Source organism: uncultured Aquimarina sp., assembly GCF_947495315.1.
In the GTDB taxonomy this organism is placed as follows: Bacteria; Bacteroidota; Bacteroidia; order Flavobacteriales; family Flavobacteriaceae; genus Aquimarina.
In genome coordinates this window covers 105,455-126,133 of record NZ_CANLYD010000014.1, presented here as the reverse complement: position 1 = coordinate 126,133, position 20,679 = coordinate 105,455, and the positions used below count along the sequence as shown (strand labels likewise).

14 protein-coding genes are annotated in these 20,679 nt (G+C 32.6%); 11 read left to right on the top strand and 3 right to left on the bottom strand.

Annotation, left to right across the window (positions count from 1 at the left end; genetic code table 11):
* The first annotated feature begins 172 nt into the window (after positions 1-172).
* The 8 genes from serS (at position 173) to mgtE (ending at position 8,520) form a co-directional block, all read left to right on the top strand.
* Entirely contained in the window at positions 173-1,444 is a 1,272-nt protein-coding gene (gene serS, locus Q0910_RS21270; protein WP_299221164.1) for a serine--tRNA ligase, read from the top strand.
* A 318-nt stretch (positions 1,445-1,762) separates the two neighbouring features.
* Positions 1,763-3,550 (top strand): tetratricopeptide repeat protein, encoded by a 1,788-nt coding sequence (locus Q0910_RS21265; RefSeq protein ID WP_299221161.1) that lies wholly within the window; start codon positions 1,763-1,765, stop codon positions 3,548-3,550.
* 353 nt (positions 3,551-3,903) lie between these two features.
* The gene (locus tag Q0910_RS21260; protein ID WP_299221158.1) at positions 3,904-4,206 is read left to right on the top strand and encodes an antibiotic biosynthesis monooxygenase; all 303 of its coding nucleotides are present in this window, start codon (positions 3,904-3,906) and stop codon (positions 4,204-4,206) included.
* A 67-nt stretch (positions 4,207-4,273) separates the two neighbouring features.
* Positions 4,274-5,146, top strand: a complete 873-nt coding sequence (locus Q0910_RS21255; protein ID WP_299221155.1) for a helix-turn-helix domain-containing protein — start codon at positions 4,274-4,276, stop codon at positions 5,144-5,146.
* Positions 5,147-5,470: 324 nt separating this feature from the next.
* Positions 5,471-5,779 carry a DUF4286 family protein gene (locus Q0910_RS21250; protein ID WP_299221152.1) on the top strand — a complete coding sequence of 103 codons (309 nt, stop codon included), beginning with the start codon at positions 5,471-5,473 and terminating at the stop codon, positions 5,777-5,779.
* A gap of 2 nt (positions 5,780-5,781) precedes the next feature.
* Positions 5,782-6,210: a hypothetical protein gene (locus Q0910_RS21245; protein WP_299221149.1), complete on the top strand. Its 429-nt coding sequence runs from the start codon at positions 5,782-5,784 to the stop codon at positions 6,208-6,210.
* Between the two features lies 1 nt (position 6,211).
* The gene (rsmA, locus tag Q0910_RS21240) at positions 6,212-7,078 is read left to right on the top strand and encodes a 16S rRNA (adenine(1518)-N(6)/adenine(1519)-N(6))-dimethyltransferase RsmA (protein ID WP_299221147.1); all 867 of its coding nucleotides are present in this window, start codon (positions 6,212-6,214) and stop codon (positions 7,076-7,078) included.
* An 86-nt stretch (positions 7,079-7,164) separates the two neighbouring features.
* On the top strand, positions 7,165-8,520 hold the full coding sequence (mgtE, locus tag Q0910_RS21235; RefSeq protein ID WP_299221144.1) for a magnesium transporter: 1,356 nt from the start codon (positions 7,165-7,167) through the stop codon (positions 8,518-8,520).
* An 80-nt stretch (positions 8,521-8,600) separates the two neighbouring features.
* On the opposite strand, the gene Q0910_RS21230 is transcribed toward mgtE, so the two are convergent.
* Positions 8,601-8,780 carry a hypothetical protein gene (locus Q0910_RS21230; RefSeq protein ID WP_299221141.1) on the bottom strand — a complete coding sequence of 60 codons (180 nt, stop codon included), beginning with the start codon at positions 8,778-8,780 and terminating at the stop codon, positions 8,601-8,603.
* Between the two features lie 124 nt (positions 8,781-8,904).
* Between Q0910_RS21230 and Q0910_RS21225 the strand changes: the two genes are divergently transcribed.
* The 3 genes from Q0910_RS21225 (at position 8,905) to Q0910_RS21215 (ending at position 10,980) form a co-directional block, all read left to right on the top strand.
* Entirely contained in the window at positions 8,905-9,300 is a 396-nt protein-coding gene (locus tag Q0910_RS21225; protein ID WP_299221139.1) for an acyl-CoA thioesterase, read from the top strand.
* 15 nt (positions 9,301-9,315) lie between these two features.
* Positions 9,316-9,681 carry a cupin domain-containing protein gene (locus Q0910_RS21220; RefSeq protein WP_299221136.1) on the top strand — a complete coding sequence of 122 codons (366 nt, stop codon included), beginning with the start codon at positions 9,316-9,318 and terminating at the stop codon, positions 9,679-9,681.
* A gap of 210 nt (positions 9,682-9,891) precedes the next feature.
* On the top strand, positions 9,892-10,980 hold the full coding sequence (locus Q0910_RS21215; protein WP_299221133.1) for a Gfo/Idh/MocA family oxidoreductase: 1,089 nt from the start codon (positions 9,892-9,894) through the stop codon (positions 10,978-10,980).
* A 66-nt stretch (positions 10,981-11,046) separates the two neighbouring features.
* On the opposite strand, the gene Q0910_RS21210 is transcribed toward Q0910_RS21215, so the two are convergent.
* Both Q0910_RS21210 and Q0910_RS21205 read right to left on the bottom strand, forming a co-directional pair.
* Positions 11,047-11,481, bottom strand: a complete 435-nt coding sequence (locus Q0910_RS21210; RefSeq protein ID WP_299221130.1) for a hypothetical protein — start codon at positions 11,479-11,481, stop codon at positions 11,047-11,049.
* A gap of 283 nt (positions 11,482-11,764) precedes the next feature.
* Positions 11,765-20,584 carry an immunoglobulin-like domain-containing protein gene (locus Q0910_RS21205; RefSeq protein WP_299221127.1) on the bottom strand — a complete coding sequence of 2,940 codons (8,820 nt, stop codon included), beginning with the start codon at positions 20,582-20,584 and terminating at the stop codon, positions 11,765-11,767.
* Between the last annotated feature and the right edge of the window lie 95 nt (positions 20,585-20,679).

Below are 20,679 nucleotides of genomic sequence, written 5' to 3'. Positions count from 1 at the left end.
ATGCCATATTTTTGTAACCCTTTTTAAGGACAAGAGACTTTTTTTAAAAAATTCTTTCTAGTTCATACAAAAACCATGCTTTTATTTAAATTTGCTTCTTCATTGCGATAAGGATAGCAGTCCTTCGACAAACTCAGGAACAGCTTATATTCTTTCGCCCAAAACAAACTACATGTTACTTGTACAACAAATTACAGCAAATAAAGAGGAATATATTAAGGCCTTAGCTAAACGTAATTTTGATGCTGCTCCAGTACTGGAAAAGGTAATCAAACTAGATGAAGAAAGACGTGCTACTCAAGCGCAACTTGATAATACGCTTGCAGATTCTAATAGATTATCCAAAGAAATTGGGGTGCTGTTTAAAAATGGTGAAGCTAAAAAAGCTACTATTTTAAAAGAAAAAACAAGTCAACTTAAAGAGAGTTCTAAAGATCTATCTAATAAGTTATCTGAGATCCAGGAGGAACTGACAAATCTATTATATACAATTCCTAATGTTCCTCATACTTCTGTTCCTGATGGACAAAGTGAAGAGGATAATGAAGAGGTTTTTAGAGAAGGTGATATCCCTGTTTTGGAAGATGGAGCACTACCCCATTGGGAATTAGCAAAAAAATATGACATCATTGATTTTGAACTTGGTGTGAAAATTACCGGTGCCGGATTCCCGGTTTATAAAGGGAAAGGTGCCAGATTACAACGTGCGTTAATCAGTTATTTTCTAGATAAAAACACAGAGGCTGGTTATAAAGAGTATCAAGTTCCACATTTAGTCAATGAAGCATCGGGTTATGGCACTGGACAATTACCAGATAAAGAAGGACAAATGTATCACGTTACTGCAGATGATCTTTACCTAATCCCTACAGCAGAAGTGCCAGTTACTAATATGTTTAGGGATGAATTAGTAAATGAAAATGATCTTCCTATTTGTTGTACAGGATATACACCTTGTTTTAGAAGAGAAGCTGGTTCTTATGGAGCTCATGTACGTGGATTGAATCGTTTACATCAATTTGACAAAGTAGAAATTGTACGTATCGAAAAACCGGAAAATTCATATAAAGCATTAGATGGAATGGTAGATCACGTAAAAGAGATTCTTAAAGAATTAAAATTACCATATCGTATCTTACGCCTTTGTGGAGGAGATATCGGATTTACTGCTGCCTTGACCTATGATTTTGAAGTATTTTCTACAGCACAGGATCGTTGGTTAGAAATAAGTTCTGTCTCTAATTTCGAATCCTACCAAGCTAATCGTCTCAAATTGAGATTTAAAGATACTAATAGTAAAAATCAGTTGGCGCATACCCTTAACGGTAGTTCATTAGCATTACCAAGAGTGTTAGCAGGTATTTTAGAAAACTATCAAACATCTAAAGGTATTAAAATACCTGACGTATTAGTCCCATATTGTGGCTTTGAATACATTGATTAGCTATTTAGTTCGTGAGTTTTTTGAGAGATGAGAGCTATGGAAACGTATTGTATCCCGAAAAAGGATTCTTAATTATTGATTAAAGCATGGCCTGTTGGGTATGATTAGGCTAACTTATTAGTTTTTAGCTCGGAACTTGATTCAAATATTTTATCCAGGCACCTATTTAGTATGGTGAATTTATATATAGAAATTAGTCTTTAATTTGGACTAAAATGAAAATTTTATACTTATATTTTTCTTAAAACTATTCTCTCCAATGCTCTAACACTCCAATACTCAGTAACTATTTGCTATATTTACAAAAAAACTTGCAGTATGCGCTTTATCTTATTCTATATAGCCTTATTTTTTGCTGTCCCAATGTTTGGTCAATCCGAGCAGCTGGCGAAGAATTATATGCAGCAAGGTAAATATGAAAAAGCACTTTCTGTATATCAGAAGTTATATAATAAAAACCCCAATCGTACCAATTATCTTTTGGGATTGGTAGAATCACACCAACAGCTAGAGCAATTCGATAAGGCAGAAAAGATCTTGCAAAAACAAATTGAAAAAAAGCCTAACAATGCACAATTACTTGTTGAATTAGGACATCATTACGAAGTTCAGGAAAATGCTACAAAAGCAAAAACATATTATGATAAAGCCATAAAAAGTTTTAACAATAACAATGTAAATGCAGCATACTCTCTTGCTCAAAGTTTCGAAAAATATAATCTCCTCGATCAGGCAGCTTTAATCTATGAAAAAGGAATGGCTTCCAATCCTGGTGCTAATTTCAATGTCCAACTTGCTAAAATATACGGTGAGCAAGGTAAGTTAGAAAAGATGTTTGATAGTTATCTTTCGTTACTTCAACTACAACCTAATTATAAGAATATTGTTCAGAGAAACTTTAATCAATATATCACGGATGATCCATTAAACGAAGCCAATGCTATCTTCAGGAAATTATTAATAAAGAAACTCCAGCAGAATCCAGATATTATTTATAATGAAATGCTTAGCTGGCTTTTTGTACAGCAAAAAGATTTCAAAAAAGCTTTTGTACAAGAAAAGGCTATTTATAAACGTAAAGATGAAGGATTACAAGGTATTATTGGACTCGCACGAATTGCTATAGGAGCTAAAGATATAAAGTCTGCAACACAGATTTTAGATTACATTCTCGAAGCGCCTGCTGGAAATGATATGAAACTAACCGCTCATAAAATTATTCTCAAAGCCAAAACTGACCTTGCTGACAAGAAAGAATATAAAGCGATTAATCAACAATATAATACAATTTTCGAGACGTACGGAAAATCTAGAGAAACTATTGGATTACAAATTGATTATGCACATTTCCTAGCTTTTAATCAAGATAGAAAACAAGAAGCTGTTGATTTTCTTAAACGATTATTAGATGAAGAAAAACTCTCCAGATTTCAATCTTCTAGGGCTAAAATGAAAATTGCAGATATTCTTGTTTTAGATCAAAAGTTCAACCAAGCACTTATTTATTATACCCAAGTACAAAACGCTTTAAAAAATAATTTTTTAGCTCAAGACGCTAGATTCAAAGTAGCAAAAACAAGTTATTACAAAGGCGATTTTGCCTGGGCGCAAACGCAATTAGATGTACTGAAATCATCTACCTCGCAATTAATTGCCAATGATGCAATGGAACTGAGCCTTATCATAAGTGACAATTCATTAGAAGATTCTACGCAGACCGCATTAAAGATTTTTGCGAAAGGTGATCTATTAGCTTTTCAGAATAAAAATCAAGAAGCCATCGCCAAATACGGAGAAATACTTGTCAATCATAAAGGTGAAAAAATTGAGGATGAAACATTTCTAAGACAAGCTAAATTATTCGAAAAGGAAAAACAGTTCGAAAAAGCGAAAGTAAACTACCTAAAGATTATAGAATTCTACCCAGATGATATTCTTGTTGATGATGCATATTATTGGCTTGCAGAATTATATGTAAATGTGCTAAGAGAACCAGAAAAGGCTAAAGAATTATACGAGAAACTAATCTTTAATCATGCGGATAGTATTTATTTTGTAGATGCCAGAAAAAAGTACCGAACCTTACGAGGCGATGCTATTAATTAGTAGGTAGCGAAGTAACCCATTTTCTTTTAGTATATTATGTTAATAGAAGAAATAGCTCTTTAAAAAAGATCGTGAAAACAATATTCATACTTATAATAATTAGGTTGCTTTCATTATTTTCAATTCTATTTCTTTTACCTAGTATTTTCGAATATATTGGTGATATGTGCAATTCATCATACAAATAAACCTCGTTCATTCCCGAAAGTAATCTTATAAAGTATTAAGTTGAAATAGATACTTTTTTGATTCGTTACAGAAAAAAATGTCCATCATTAATCCTAAATTATCTATTTTCAGAAAGAGACCTTCGCTATAGCTTTGTAGTAGTATTAATCATAACAACAAAAAATATGAAATTCGCATTATTAGTAAGACTACAAGTAAAAACGGGAAAAGAGCAAGAAGTAGCAAACTTTATTACAAACGCGCTTCCTTTAGCGATTGATGAACCAGATACGATTACTTGGTATGCTATCAAAATTGACTCTTCTACTTTTGGTATCTTTGATACTTTCCCTCACGAGGAAGGAAGACAAGCACATTTAACCGGAAAAATTGCTAATGCACTTATGGCAAATGCATCTGAATTATTAACTGAAGACCCTACTATTGAAAAAGTGGAAATATTAGCCTCAAAAAACCAAATGAGTTAATTTTTAAATTTATAACTGAAGATTAACCTAAACTACTTAATCTTCAGTTATTTAAGTTATTTTTAGAGTGAAAAACAAGACATCAACACTTATCAATGAAACAAATGGAGAGCTAGCATTTAAGCTATTTTCATTTAGTGATGATAGTAATTTTGACCATATACAAAGGCATAATTATTATTCTATCATACTTATTCTTATAGGTGAGGTTCAGTTACAAATAGAACTCGAAAAATATATAATTTCCAATAAAACAGTTATTTGTATTTCACCATATCAACCCTATTCTTTAAAATCCATCAAAAATGTTTCTGGAATCGTATTAAATTTTCACTCTGACTTTTTTTGTACTTATAAACATCAAAATGAGATTGAAACAGAAGGAGTCTTGTTTCATAATATTTTTGGGCGCTCCTTTTTCAATTTGTCAAATGAGGAAACACTTCTAAATATTATTACTCAAATGGAATTAGAAATTGCACAAGGCAAAATAGGACAACACGAATCACTTGTATCTTATTTGAAGATATTTCTTATTTCAATCTTAAGGATAAAAAATTTAGATACAAATAATGCAAAAACATCATCTAAAGAGAATAGTAAACCCCAGATTTTACAATCATTAATGTATTCTATCGAAGCGAATTACAAGAAAAAACATACTCCCAAAGACTATTCTGAAATTTTAAATATTTCTTCTAGTGTATTAAGTAAACTTGTTAAAGAGTATTTTAACAAAACACTAACCAAACTAATAGCACAGCGAATAGTTGTCGAAGCAAAAAGAGAACTATATCTTACATCAAAATCCGTAAAGGAAGTGGCTTTTTTACTCGGATATGAAGATGAATATTATTTCAGTAGATTTTTTAAAAAACAAGTAGGAGTCTCTCCTAATATTTATCGTAAAACAGTCGGTTTTGCTAAGCAGGAAAGCTAATTAAAAGCACATAACAACGTATCTTAATTAATTACTAAGGTATTTATATTCAGTCTCCTTTTGCTATTTTTAGTTGTTCTAGTCACGCAACTAACCGTACACCAACAAATAGTAACAGTCATAATAAATAGTAGTAAATCTTGGATAAAGGTATTCTACACTATTTTACAATTTGGAATTTTAGTTTATTTTATACGTAAATGCGTAAAACATATTCGCATAAAAATAAGTAATAGACTCCTATAGATATAACAAGATGATAACCATTATAATTTCGTTTCTTTGCATTTTACAAAACTATCAACGATAAATCATACACTATAAATGTACATTTATAACGTTACCATCAACATAGAAGAAACCAAACATGAAGAATGGTTGGACTGGATGAAAAATGAACATATTCCGGATATGCTGGCTACTGGAAAATTCAGTAAAGCTTTAATGAGTAAAGTTCTAGTAGAAGAAGAAATGGGAGGCCTTACTTATTCTGTCCAATATACTACAGATAATAAAATGACACTCGAACAATATTACGCTGAGGATGCAGAACGTCTTCGAGCTAAAACAAATAGATTTGCAGGACATTTTGTTGCTTTCAGAACAGAATTAGAAATCATTAGCGAACAATAACAATGAAACAATACCGACCAACATTTTTGTATGCAATTAAGATTTTTGGTCTTATCGTTGGTGCTGGTTTTTCGATTTTCATAGTTAGTATATTTCTAGATATTGTTACTTTTTTTGTCGAAAGTTCATTTTTTGAAAAAGTAATATTTATATTCCTTATTATTGCCTTTGTTTTAGCTGCATTTTTAATCATACGATCTAATAAGCCAACGATTAGTTTCTATGACGATTATATGATCATTGGTCGTCAAGAAGTTGCGTACGATTTTATTAAAAATTTCTATCCCGCTAAAGGAGGTTCTGAACCTTATATTGTGACCAAAGATGATTATAAAATTGATCTTGAAATTTCATGGTTTAAAAAAAAGGATCGTGCTGAAATAGAAAAAAATATTTTAGAAAAAATCCAACCACTCACAAAACAATCATAGGATGTCCTCCAAATTCAAAAAAAACAAAGCCCAATCCTCAAACTATAAAGGCCGCCAAGAAAAGACTGCTGTCCGCGCAAAAAAACATTTAGGTCAGCATTTTTTAAAAGATGAAGACATTGCAAAAAAAATTGGAGATACACTAACCTTAAATAACTACACCAATGTAATTGAGATTGGTCCTGGTATGGGAGTCCTTACCAAATACATCCTCCAAAAAGATGTTGACCTAATTGCTATGGATTTAGACACCGAATCTATTGAGTACCTCAACACCAATTTTCCTTTAGAACATCCTGAAATCAGAAACGGAAAAGGAGCGTTTCAGGTAATCGAAGCAGATTTCCTAAAATATGATCTTGACACATTATTTGACAATGAGCCATTTGCAATTACTGGTAATTTCCCATATAACATTTCGTCTCAAATTGTTTTTAAAACCTTAGAGAAACGTCATAGAATTCCTGAATTTACAGGAATGTTTCAGAAAGAAGTTGCTCAACGTATTTGCGAAAAATCTGGGAGTAAAACCTACGGTATCTTGTCCGTACTAACTCAGGCATTTTATGATGCTGAATATTTATTCACAGTCCCGCCATCTGTTTTTAACCCACCGCCTAAAGTAGATAGTGGCGTATTACGCTTAATCAGAAAACCAATACACACACTGCCTTGTGATGAAAAACTCTTCTACAAAGTAGTAAAAACTGCTTTTGGGCAACGAAGAAAAACATTGAGAAACAGTCTAAAAACTTTCCAGTTAATTGATGAAATTAAGGAGATGGATATGCTAAGCAAAAGACCGGAGCAATTAAATGTTGATCAGTTTATAGAACTAACATTACTTATTGAAAAATCGGTAAACTGATTTCATTTAACACCTATCTAAACTGCAATTGATTTCTTTGGTTATCTTTGTGAGCATTTGTAAAGAAATCCATAAACAACTATTTTATGTCATTCGAGATTTCCAATGAGCTTATCGAACAAGTGAAGCGCCTCATTAATGATGAAGGCGATACTCATTTGCAAGAAATGCTTAAAGAAATCCACTTTGCTGATTTTGCAGAAATAATTGAAGAGCTAAACCTTTATCAAGCTACCTACCTAATTAAATTGTTTGATAGTGAGAAAACTTCTGAAGCTCTTATGGAGCTAGAAGAAGATTTTAGAGAACGTATTCTGGATAACCTATCTGTAAAAGAAATTGCAGAAGAGTTAGAAGAAATGGATACTGATGATGCCGCCGATATTATTGCAGAGCTCCCCGAACATCGTGCTGAAGAAGTAATTGCGGAGATAGAAGACGAAAAACATGCCGAAGATATAAAAGAGTTACTCTTGTATGAAGAAGACACTGCAGGAGGATTAATGGCTAAAGAACTGGTAAAAGTAAAGGAAACATGGACAGTTGCGGGATGTGTACGAGAAATGCGCCGTCAAGCGGAAAATGTTACCCGAGTACACTCTATTTATGTTATAGATAAGGAAGGAAGGTTAAAAGGAAGATTATCTCTAAAAGATTTACTAACCGCTCCAGCAAAAACACACATTAGCGAAGTTTATATTCCTAAAGTTGACTATGTAACTGTAGATACCGAAGGCGAAGAAGTTGCCAGAATTATGCAAAAATATGATCTGGAAGCTATCCCAGTTGTAGATCATGAAACTGTTTTGGTCGGTCGTATTACGATCGATGATATGGTAGATTTTATCAAAGAAGAAGCTGAAAAGGATTATCAGATGGCAGCAGGTATATCTCAGGATGTAGAAGCAGATGATAATGTTTGGGAACTCACAAGAGCACGTTTACCCTGGTTAATCTTAGGATTATTTGGAGGATTAGGCAGTGTATTTATTATGCAAGATTTTGAGGATGTTATGACGAACCCAAGAATACGTGACTTATTTTTCTACACCCCACTTATCGCCGCGATGGCAGGTAATGTAGGTGTTCAGTCATCAGCAATTATAGTACAAGGTTTAGCTAATGACAATGTGAAAGGTAGTCTTTGGAATCGATTACTAAAAGAAGTGGGGCTTAGCTTAATTAATGGAGCTGCTCTGGCACTTCTGGTAATATTATTTGGGATCGTAATGGGGTATGAAATTTCATTTAGTCTAACGATTGCTATAGCCCTTATGAGTGTTATTATAGTAGCTGCACTAATTGGCACCTTTGTCCCTATAATTCTTGATAAAAGAGGAATTGACCCCGCAATAGCAACGGGTCCGTTTATAACAACAAGCAACGATATCTTTGGAATTTTCTTGTTCTTCTATATTGCAGAATTGATTCTAGGTTTTTAAAATAAAAGAAATCAAATAGTTCTAAAACTTTTTAATAGTATTGATATAATTAAAAAGTTTTAGAACTATTAATAAATTTCCTAGCAAGTATATACTTGTGGACAAGCAATAAATTCACTGCAATAAGCTGGACCCGTTACAGCTCCGCTACAAGAACAACCACATAACGATACGTCTATCCCGGCTTGTCCTTTGATCATTGTCTGACACTCTCTGGAGAGTATCTTAACACCATCGATGTTTAAAAGATTTGATTTCATGGAATATCTATTTTAAGTTAGTCTAATAAATTTATGATATCCTGTAACTGTTTAAAAAGCTTTTAACGTTTTTATAAAATCATTTAGAGTATATTATCAAAAAAACTTTAGCATTACCTACATAATGAACTCTGAAATATTCGAATCACATATTATAGTCCCTAAATCAGCAATTGATGATATGAATCATGTGAATAATGTTATGTATCTGCAATGGGTACAGGATATTGCCAAACAGCACTGGGAGACTAACACCAATCAAGAAATAAGAAACACCTATGTTTGGGTAGTATTAAATCACTATATAGAATATCATAAGCCTGCTCTTGAAAATGATGAATTAACCCTCCAAACGTGGATTGATCATCATCACGGAGCCAAAAGTGAGCGACATACTAAAATTATAAATACTTCTACCCAAAAAGTAATCGTTACCGCCAAAACCATGTGGTGTTTACTCCATAAAGAAACGTTAAGACCTACCAGAATCAATCAAGAAATAAGTAACTTGTTTTCATAAAATTAAGTTGAAAACATGGAAGCGATTAACATTAATGATAAACTTTCAAAATTTAATAAACACTGGCATCCGCATCGAATTGCAACAGTAGATGACAATCAAGTGTATCTAGCAAAAGTAAGTGGTGATTTTGTATGGCATAAGCATGATCATGAAGATGAACTTTTTCAGGTAGTAAAAGGTACACTTTATATGAAATTTAGAGATAAAACAGTAAAAGTCGAAGCTGGTGAAATTATTGTAGTGCCTAAAGGAGTAGAACACTGCCCTACTACAAAAAACAATGAAGAAGTGCATCTTCTTTTATTCGAAAAAGCAAGCACTAAACATACGGGAGAAACAACATCTGACCGTACTGTTTCTGAATATATTGATATTTAATAACTTTTGAAACCTCGTTCGTATTAGTACTGAAAAGAGGTCAAAGTTAGTTAGACTTTTCTATAATAATACCAGTTGTTGCTTGAATTTATTGAGTAAGAAAAATTAATCATAGTGTACAGTTTATTTTTATTCTGAAACTGAAGTGAAAAAAGAACATTTTATTCTAGTAAATTCAAATGACAGATGGTATAATATAAAACTTATGTTATGAGTCTGGACAGAAGAACTTTTATAAAAAACACAAGTTTATTATTGGGAGGCAGCCTGCTTCCCTATTCCAATTTATTAGCCAATTCAAGTCAGAAACAACTAGGTGTATGCCTAGTTGCATTAGGTAACTATAGTACTACTGTCCTTGCGCCAGCATTACAACTAACAAAACATTGTCGATTAACCGGAATAGTTACTGGAACACCTTCTAAAATACCTGTCTGGCAGAAAAAATATGGTATTCCGGATAAAAACGTATACAGTTATGATACGATGGATCGTATTGCGAACAATCCAGATATTGACGTATTATATATTGTATTGCCCACAGGCCTGCATGCCAAGTATGCTATCAAAGCAGCGAATACAGGAAAACATGTCTGGTGTGAAAAACCTATGGCAAAAACTGAAGAAGAATGCCTTTCTATTATAAAAGCTTGTCATAAAAACAAGGTAAAACTTTCTATAGGATATAGAATGCAGCATGAACCCAATACTCAACAAATCATAAAATGGGCTACAACCAAACCCTACGGGAATATTAAAACAGTTTATGCCGAGATAGGTTATAATGTAGGAAATCCCGCAAAAAGTTGGAGATTGAATGCAGAATTAGGTGGAGGAACTATGTATGATTTAGGTGTATATTCTTTGAATGCTGCCAGATACGCAACTGGCGAAGAGCCTATATCTGTTATAGCAGAACAAATGACTACTAGACCAAAAATATTTACCGAAACTGATGAAACTACTCATTTTACATTAGAATTTCCATCAGGAACAGTTGCTCACGGAAAAACTAGTGTAGGACACGATATGCATAGACTACGAGTGGATTGCACTAATGGATGGTATCAATTACAACCTTTTTCTATGTATGCTGGCGTACAAGGAGAGACTAGTGATGGAAAACTACTCAATACTTATATAGAAAATCAACAAGCTAAACAAATGGATGACGATGCATTATCCATACTTAATAATACCAATATCCTCGTCCCTGGTGAAGAAGGAATGAAAGATATTAGAATTGTAGAAGCTATTTATAACTCCGCTAAAAGTAAGCGTAAAATTAATTTAATATAGTTGCTATCCTACGAATCATATTTCGTAATACTCTGGATTAAATAAATACTATTTTTTTGATATAAACTATAATTCATCTTTACAGGCACGTACAGATTCATAAAAAAGGCGATAATCCGTGCTTGTTACCACATCTCCTTTGGTACTAAGAATGACAGTACCTTTTTTTGCTATTTCACTATATGGAACTTGTTTTTTCGCATATCCTTTATAAACAAATTCAAAATAGCTATCCGCTTTCATTTTACTAGGATTGATTAAAAAATCATATAACCCATCTTCGTCAGTATAGGCTTTCATGCAAGTATTCTCATCAACTACTAGTTTTACAGCAACATATTGCATTTTCTTTTTTCTCTTACCTAGAACTTTACCTGTAAGTAATTCATCCTCTGTAATGTTTTCAATATCTTCATTTCCACTCAAGGTATCGCTTTTTTGCTGAGACTTGCAAGAAGCAAGAAGGGTAATAATAAGTAATGATAGTAATATTGATCTCATAGTGTCTTAATTTTGGGTTTTATTAAAATAATTCAATAAGGTTTAATAGTAATACTTTCCTATTTCTCGATCAATTTACAAAATAAAACTACTCGTTTCACATAAGTGTTGTAGTGTTTTTTTATAATGTCTAATAGGTGAGTTTTTACTTTATACTAAAACTTGAATTAAATATATAAAAAACCACCCAATTACTTGAGTGGTTTTATCTTGCAACTTCATGTATCTACGACCCCTTAACTTCGTAGCACTGATTTTCTTGCAAAAAAATAAAGGGTTCTGTCTATTCGTTTTTCATCAATCTAATCGTCTTGTAGGTGGTTCCTATAGCGATTTTTACAAAATATACCCCATTTGGTAACTCCTGAATAGATATAGATTGGCCAGTATCTACTTTTTCTATAAGTAAACTACGTCCATTAACATCATAGACGGATAGCTCTGCTTCTCCTGAAAACCCTGAAACCTGAAACTGTTGTTTCGCTGGATTAGGATAGAGTGTAAAACTATCTTGCTCATTTTCTTCAATACTTAATACATTACCTACACTGATAGTAAATGTTACATTTTCTTCGTTCGAATTAGTATCAGCAGCAGTGAGGGTAATAATATGATCTCCTGCACCTAATAAAGTTCCTGCGACCGGATTTTGAGTAATCGTCGAAGTCAAAACAGCTCTGTTAGTATCACAATTATCTGTAATCACTACTCCCACTGTGAAATCTTCGAGTGTATACATATCTCCAGTATCAAAAGGTACTTCTATATCTGTTGGCACTGTTGAAGTATCAAATTCAGGACTTATGTTATCAACAACGGTAACTATTGTCATACATATATCACTATTTCCATTGGTATCATTAACCGTTAGTACAACAGGATTGTCTCCAATATTGGCACAATCAAAATCTGTAATATCTACAGCTAACGATGCTACCCCAGATAGATCCGTAGAACCATTATCTACCATTGCAGCTGTAATACTTACATTTCCAGTGTTATCTAACTGTACAGTTATGTTTTGACATACTACAGCTGGGTTAGTAGTATCTACCACATTTACGGTTCTGGTTACTTCTGCAGCCATATTGTTTGAAGCATCTGTTGCATTGTACCGAATCGTATAACTTCCAACTGTATCTATAAAATCTGAAATGTCAATCATAACATTGCTTCCATCATCTGTGGTTGCTCCCAATTCGGCGTATCCTGCTCCTAATTCAATTATTTGTGGATTATCTCCTGTTAAAGTAATAACTGGAGCTGTAGTATCGACTACATTTACGGTTCGGATGACTTCTATAGCCATATTGTTTGAAGCATCTGTTGCATTGTACCGAATCGTATAACTTCCAACTGTATCTATAAAATCTGAAATGTCAATCATAACATTGCTTCCATCATCTGTGGTTGCTCCCAATTCGGCGTATCCTGCTCCTAATTCAATTATTTGTGGATTATCTCCTGTTAAAGTAATAACTGGAGCTGTAGTATCGACTACATTTACGGTTCGGATGACTTCTATTGCATCGTTATTTGATGCATCCGTTGCATTATATCTAATCATGTAACTACCTACTGCATCTACAAAATCTGAAATATCAATCACAACATTGCTTCCATCATCAGTTATTGCACCCAGCTCTGTATAGCCTGCCCCAAGTTCTACAGTTTGTGGATCCTCTCCTAGTAGTGTAATAACTGGAGCGGTAGTATCTATTACATCGACAAGTCGGATTGCTTCTACAGCAATATTTCCAAAAGCATCTGTGGCAGTATAGCTGATTATATAAGTACCTATATCATCTACAAAATCAGTAGCATCAATCACCACAGTACTACCATCATCAGTCGTAGCACCTAATTCTGTATATCCTGCTCCCAATTCAATAGTCTGTGGATTATCTCCATCCAAAGTAATCACAGGTGCCGTTGTATCAACCACATTTATAGTTCTAGTAACCTCTACTGCAGCGTTGTTTGACACATCTGTAGCATTGTATCGAATCGTATAACTACCAACTGCATCTACAAAGTCTGTAGCATTAATTACCACATTAGATCCATCATCCGTAGTAGCGCCTAATTCCATATACCCAGCTCCCAATTCAATCTCTTGTGGGTTCGCTCCTGTTAAGATAATTACTGGTGCAACACAATCTTCGTTAAAACTAGCGATATCATCTTTTCCCCAGCTACTTAAATATGAAGCAGTAGAATCGTCTACTTGAATACATGTTAGATTCGGATTGTAAAGAACAAAGAAATCTGTAATTAGGTTGTTACTACCATTTCTTACATTAAGTAATTCTAACAAGTTTTGGTGAGCAGAAAGTTCTTCTAATTGTGTACAAGAACTAAGATCTAAAGAAGTTAGACCGTTTTTACCAACATTTAACTTTTTTAAGTTCGGGTTATTATCTACCAATAAACTTGTGATAGCATTAGAACGCAAATTTACTTCTTCTAAAGCTGGATGCCCCGTAAAGTCTAAAGAAATAAAATCGTTTTCCGCCGCATCCAAAATTCTCAAATTGGTATTATAACTGACATCTAAGGTTGTTAAATCATTAAAATCAACGTTCAATAATTCAAGAGCAACGAAAGCTTCGATTCCTGTTAAATCTGTAATATCAAGGCTACTTACATCTAAATCAACGACTTTATTTATTTTCTCCGTATATACTTGATTATCATCGGCAATACCATTACCTAAACTTACAACATCTCCTAAAGCAACTACATTTCCATCTGCATCATGCGTCTCCAGGTAATTTTCAAAATTAGCATCTGCGATATAGGTTACATCACAATATAACGCAAAACTAGCCGTAGCATCTTTTTGCCAAATATCTGGATATAACTGAACTACTTTATCAGCTTTAATACAAGTTAAATCAGGATTTCCTAAAGCATCAAACCACGTGAAATTATCGTTATTTCCATTCGCTACATTTAATGATGTCAATTGGTTATTAGCTATTCTTAATTGAATAATATTTGGATATGCTGAAATATCAAACTCCGTAAAATTATTATCATTAACATTTAACAATCGCAATAATGGATTATTAGAAATATCTATAGCATTAATCCCTGTATCCGAAACACTCAGTGTAGTCAAACTACTAAGCATAGAAACATCTACAGGTCCTAAGTTAGAATTCCTATCTAAATATAGTTTGTCAAGCAACGTATTATTTGTTACATTTAAGCTTGCTAGGTTATTGTTGGCTAATGTAACATTAGTTAGCTTTGTATTTTTACTTAAATCAATACTTATCAAATTAGTATTGTTACGGCATCCTAAGAACCACATATCTCTAAAGTCTTCGATCCCTGTCATATCCGCAACCAATCCATTATGCAGATTAAATCCTTCAGAAATCTCTACTAATGCTGTATATACATAATCATCAATTACTCCGTTACCGTAACCATTATTTTCCAGAAAAGTTTCAAAATTATCATCTGGCACATAGGTTAGTCTACAGAACTCTGCATAATTAGCAGTAGCATCTTTTAACCAACCTGCTACGACTGGAGCAGTTGGATCATCAACTTCTATACAGGTTAAACTTGGATTACCTGTAACATCTACATTATCCAAATCTGCATTGTTACCACTTCGTAAATTCAAATTGGTAAGAAGTGCATTTTTACACGATAAATTATCCAAAGTACTCTGATTACTTAAATCCAAATATGTAAGCGGCGTACTATCACATTCTAATATACTTAAATTGGTATTGTTACTTAAGTCTATCTCTGAAATACTAGTAGTACTAAATGATAAATCACGAAGCCCTGAAAGATGAGCGACATCAAGATTACTCAATGGATTCAGACCACACCCTAAATTTTCTAACAATGGATTATTCTGAATATTTAATGCTGTGATATTGGTATTCTCACAGTATAGAGATATTAGATTGGTTTGATCACTTACATCAATTGCACCTAGTCTGTTATTGGTAACTGTTAAGCTGGTCAAATCATTATTACTTACGTCTATAGTAGTTAGATCATTATCCGCTAGGTTTAAAAACTTTAACCCCGTATTGGTAGAGATATCTATATTAGTAAGACTATTATTTGGTGCTTCTAAACCTCTTAGTACGATTAACCCTGCTATGTTAATACTCGTAATCCCTGTATTCTCAGCAGTTACTGTTTCTAATAGTAGATTATTCGTTAAATCTAAATTAGTATTCGCTAGTGGATTATCATCGATCCAAAAACGAATTAAATTTGTAAAATCTTCTATTCCTGTAAAATCTTCTATTCCTTCATTTCTTGGAGTTAGCAATTGAATTGCCTCAATTTTTCCAGTAGGTACTAAATTATCATCAATGATTCCATTTCCTAAGCTATTGGCACTTCCTAAAGCAACAGTTCCTCCAAATTCGTTATGTGTTTCTAAATAGGCTTCAAAATTAGCATCAGGAATCGTTGTAAATCGACAATACTCGGCAAAACTTGCCGTGGCATCTTTCTCCCAACCCGACAAATAACCTGCAGTTGGATCATCTACTTCAATACAAGTTAAATTAGGACAACCCGTTACCCTAAATTCTGTAAAATTGCTATTGTTCCCATTTTTAGCATTCAACTCTACCAATTCATCTATATCTCTTGCATTAAACTCTACTAGATTGGTATTTTGACTAATATCAATCGAAGTAATATTGGTTTCATCAAAACTTAAATCTTGAAGATTTGACAAGTGACTTACATCGTATGAAGTCAATGGATTTCTAGATAAATTTAAAGTTTCAAGTAGTACATTATTTTGAGTATTTAATGATGTAAATTGATTTAAAGAAGCAATAATTCGAGTAAGATTGACATTAGCACTAACATCAATGCTACTTAAAGTGGTTTCATGAATTTGTAAATCTTCTAATAAGATATTATTACTTACATCTAAACCAGATAAATCATTAGAAGAAACTATTAATTCTTTTAAAGCAGTATTTGTGGAAAGATCAATCGTTGTAAAATTATTACGAGGTATATCTATTCTTTCTAAAGCTGTTAATCCTGTAACATTAATACTGGTTAATCCCATATCTCCTCCATCTATTCTTATCAAATTAGAATTACTTGTAAGGTCTAAATCAGTATCAGTTAATGTATTACTAAAGATAAATAATGTTTGTAAAGCTGTAAAATCTTCTAGGCCTGTTACATCAGTAACCCCTTGAAAAGCAATAAATAAATTCATTACATTTTCAATATTAGCAGTAGTTACATAATTGTCATTGGCTATTCCATTACCCATACTTGTTGGATCTCCTACAGAAACGAATCCTCCTGCAGCGGTATGAGTTTCTAAATAGTTCTCGAAATTATCATCGGGCACATAGGTCCAATTGCAATCGTCACTAAAACTAACCGTAGCATCTTTTTCCCAGCTACTACTACTTAAATAACTAGCTGTAGGATCATCAACCTGAATACAAACTAAATTAGGGTTTCCAGTAGCGTATACTTCCATCCCACTATTATTAGCTCCATTCTTAAAGTTTAAGGATATTAATTGTCCATTTTGACACTCTACATATTCTATATCTGGGCTATTACTAAAGTCTAGTCCTGTGATAGCTGCATTATTTGTATATATTTCAATTAATTCGGTATTATTTGATAAATCCAAAGAAGATAATGATGTATTACTCACATCGATATCTTCCAGATTAGTATTATTAGTAATATCTAATACTATAAGTGTAGGAGTATCTTCTATAGAAAAACTATCAAGATTAGAAAGTAAACTTATATCGATGGTTGTAAATTGATTCCCTCCACATCGTAATGTTTCTATTAGCGTATTATTTGATACATCTAGAGTGGATAGTGAATTATCATCTACATATAAACTCTTTAAATTAATATTGCTTGAAAGGTCTAAGGTGCTTATCGTATTTTCTCTTATTCTAAAATCAATTAATGCAGCATTTGCACTTAAATCTATGTTGCTAAAATTATTATCATCTAAATTTAAGGTATGCAATGCTACATTAGAACTTACATCTATCATTGATAAATTGTTATCTCTAGCTCTTACTATTTCCAGAGAGGTTAATCCCGATATGTTGATACCGGTAAGTCCCATGGACTGGCAGCTAATTTCAATTAATTTTGTATTTGCCGTAAGATCTAAGTTGGAAATTGTATTGCTATTTGTATACAATCTTTCTACGTTTTCAAAATCTTCTAGTCCCGTAAAGTCAGCAATTCCCTGATTACTAAGATCCAAAACAGTGTCGTTTTGTATTCTTTCTGTTCCTACGTAATTATCATCAGCAATACCATTACCTAAACTAGTTGGGTCACCAACAAGCACTACTGTACCAAACTCGTTATGTGTTTCTAAATAATTTTCAAAATTATCATCAGGTACATAGGTTTGGTTACAAAAAGTAGCATAAACCGTTTGCGTATCCTTATCCCTTAAATTAACATTTGCATATGCAACATCATCTACCGCTACACAGGTAAGTCCTGGATTATTACGAATATCAAAATCGCTAGGGTTTAAATTCGCATTATTCCCGTTTCTAATATTGAGATAAGTTAATGCATTGTATGCGCAAGATAAATCTTCTAGAACTGTGTTTTTTGAAACATCTAAACTCGTAATTTGGTTATCTTCTATAAATAACTCGACTAGCTTTACATTATTACTTACATCAAGACTTGTTAACGAATTCTCATAGGCCTGTAATTCTAGTAATTCTAAGTTTTGAGAAACGTCCAGAAGGGTAAGCTGATTATCTACGCAATCCAAATCTTCTAATAATGGATTTTGTGTTACATCCAAACTACCAAGAAGATTAGTGTAACATGATAGTGTTTTTAATGCTGGGTTGTTGGTAATATCAAGGTTACTAAGCCGGTTATTACTACATCCTAAAGTTTCCAACATTGTATTCTGGGAAACATTTAAGTTTGTAATTTGGTTTCGTAAACAACTTACAAAAGTTACTAATGTATTTTGTGATAAATCTAAACTTGTAAGATTATTTCTTCCTATGGCTAGGGTTTGTAATGCTACATTCTGTGAAAGGTCAATACTAGATAATGAATTATTAAAACAGTTGAAAGTTTGTAATGCTACAAAATCTTCAATACCCGTGGCATCACTAATAGTTAACCCCGAAATATCCAATTCTACAACACTCGAAATATTTGAAGTATATACTTTATTGTCATTTTCTATTCCGTTACCCATACTAGAAGCATCACCAACAGAAACTACATTTCCATCTGCATCATGTGTTTCTAAATAATTTTCAAAATTTTCATCGGGTACATTGGTTTCTCCACAATTGAAACGAAAAGTAGCTTCACTATCTGTATTCCAAGTATTTAAATACGAAGCATTGGGATCATCTACTTGAATACATCTTAAAGTTGAATTATTTTGTTCTGCATCAAAAAAAGTAATATTCGTATTGTTTCCATTTTGTATGTTGATTCCAGACATATCCGAAGTACGAGCAGAAAAACGAGTTAATGCAGTATTACTAGAAAGATCTAAATAAAACCCTGAAGCTCGATCAATAGATAATGTTTCTAATAACACATTCTGGCTCACATCTAAACTTTGCAAACTTGTATTATTTGCATTTAATTCTTTTAAACTAGTTAATGGACGAACATTGATAGGAAGAATTTGATAGTTATCATCAATATTCAAAATTTCTAACGATGCATAAGGCGATACATCAAATGAAGTAATATTGTTTCCTCCAATGTTTAATTCTTTAATAACTGCATTATTTCCTAAGTTTAGGGTAGTACTATTTGCATCATTATAGATTAACTTTTCTATTTTCAAGTTGCTCGATAGATTTAAAACTGCAAAAAACAGATCATGTATGTATAACTCTTTTAGTTCCGGAAGCTGAGAAAAATCAAACTCGTTAAAATTATTCTCCGAACAATCTAGAATCTCTAACGACTCAAAGGCTTCTAATCCGTCAAGTTCATCGATACTATTTCCTGAGATATTTAAAAAGGTAACATCCTTTATTCTTGAAGTGAAAACTTTTCCATCATCCAAAATTCCATTTCCCATACTGTTTGAGCTTCCAACGGCAACCACATTTCCATCAGCATCGTGATTTTCTAAATGATATTCAAAATTTTCATCAAGAATATTAGTTTCACTACAATCCAGTTGAAAAGAAGCTTTATTATCTTTTTGCCATGTACTTAAGTAACTTGCAGTAGGATCATCTACTTGTATACAAGTAAATTGGTTAAATCGAGCATCAAATGACGTAATATTAGCATTGTTCCCATTTTTAATGTTTAGACTATTTAAATCACTACTCATAGCCGAGAAACTTGTTAAGGCTGTATTACTTGAAAGGTTTAAATAAAAACCTGACATATAATCAATGGTAAGTGCTTCTAGCAATATATTACTCGATAAGTCTAAACTTCTTAAGTTGGTATTACTACAATTTAAATTTACAAGGCTCGTTAGTGAACTAAAATCAGTAATATTTAGGGTATAATTCGTATCACAATTTAGATCCGTAACATTGGATAAATTAGTTACATCAAGACCTGTTAAGTTATTATTACTCAAGTCTATTTTTTCTAAAGTTGAAACGCTACCCAGGTTTAATGAAGTGGTACCATTGGTTGAAATATTTAATTCTTTCAACTTGACGTTAGTGCTTACATCAATTGTTGTGTTGCTATTATCAGAACAATCTAAAATTTCTAGGTTTACGTTGGCAGAAATATTGATATTACTCATTCCATTTGTAGCACAATACAATTCTTTTAAGGTGCTATTATTTGACAAATCAAAATCCCCTACTCCATTATTTGAAAAATCTAAAACCTCTAATGCAGTAAAATCTTCAATACCTGTAATATCGGCAATCATTTGAGAAGAAATATCTAATGAAATTACTGAAGAAATATTAGCTGAAGTAACATAATCATCATTAGCAATTCCGTTACCCATACCGTTAGCTTCAAGAAAGGCTTCAAAATTATCATCAGGAACATAGGTTTCCTGTGCAAAAACAATAAAATTAATGAATACTAAAAAAACGAAAGGTAGTTTTCTCTTCATATAAGGGGCTTTAGGTTTATTGATCTTTTATGATCGGATCATAAATTTTGTGCAATAATAAATCTAGAACCCTCTTGTGTCCCAATTTTAGCGGT

Excerpts from the sequence above, each read along its gene's own strand:
- serS (WP_299221164.1), top strand. The coding sequence starts at position 173 with ATGTTACTTGTACAACAAATTACAGCAAATAAAGAGGAATATATTAAG.
- Q0910_RS21265 (WP_299221161.1), top strand. The coding sequence starts at position 1,763 with ATGCGCTTTATCTTATTCTATATAGCCTTATTTTTTGCTGTCCCAATG.
- Q0910_RS21260 (WP_299221158.1), top strand. The coding sequence starts at position 3,904 with ATGAAATTCGCATTATTAGTAAGACTACAAGTAAAAACGGGAAAAGAG.
- Q0910_RS21250 (WP_299221152.1), top strand. The coding sequence starts at position 5,471 with ATGTACATTTATAACGTTACCATCAACATAGAAGAAACCAAACATGAA.
- Q0910_RS21245 (WP_299221149.1), top strand. The coding sequence starts at position 5,782 with ATGAAACAATACCGACCAACATTTTTGTATGCAATTAAGATTTTTGGT.
- rsmA (WP_299221147.1), top strand. The coding sequence starts at position 6,212 with ATGTCCTCCAAATTCAAAAAAAACAAAGCCCAATCCTCAAACTATAAA.
- mgtE (WP_299221144.1), top strand. The coding sequence starts at position 7,165 with ATGTCATTCGAGATTTCCAATGAGCTTATCGAACAAGTGAAGCGCCTC.
- Q0910_RS21230 (WP_299221141.1), bottom strand. The coding sequence starts at position 8,780 with ATGAAATCAAATCTTTTAAACATCGATGGTGTTAAGATACTCTCCAGA.
- Q0910_RS21225 (WP_299221139.1), top strand. The coding sequence starts at position 8,905 with ATGAACTCTGAAATATTCGAATCACATATTATAGTCCCTAAATCAGCA.
- Q0910_RS21220 (WP_299221136.1), top strand. The coding sequence starts at position 9,316 with ATGGAAGCGATTAACATTAATGATAAACTTTCAAAATTTAATAAACAC.
- Q0910_RS21215 (WP_299221133.1), top strand. The coding sequence starts at position 9,892 with ATGAGTCTGGACAGAAGAACTTTTATAAAAAACACAAGTTTATTATTG.
- Q0910_RS21210 (WP_299221130.1), bottom strand. The coding sequence starts at position 11,481 with ATGAGATCAATATTACTATCATTACTTATTATTACCCTTCTTGCTTCT.
- Q0910_RS21205 (WP_299221127.1), bottom strand. The coding sequence starts at position 20,584 with ATGAAGAGAAAACTACCTTTCGTTTTTTTAGTATTCATTAATTTTATT.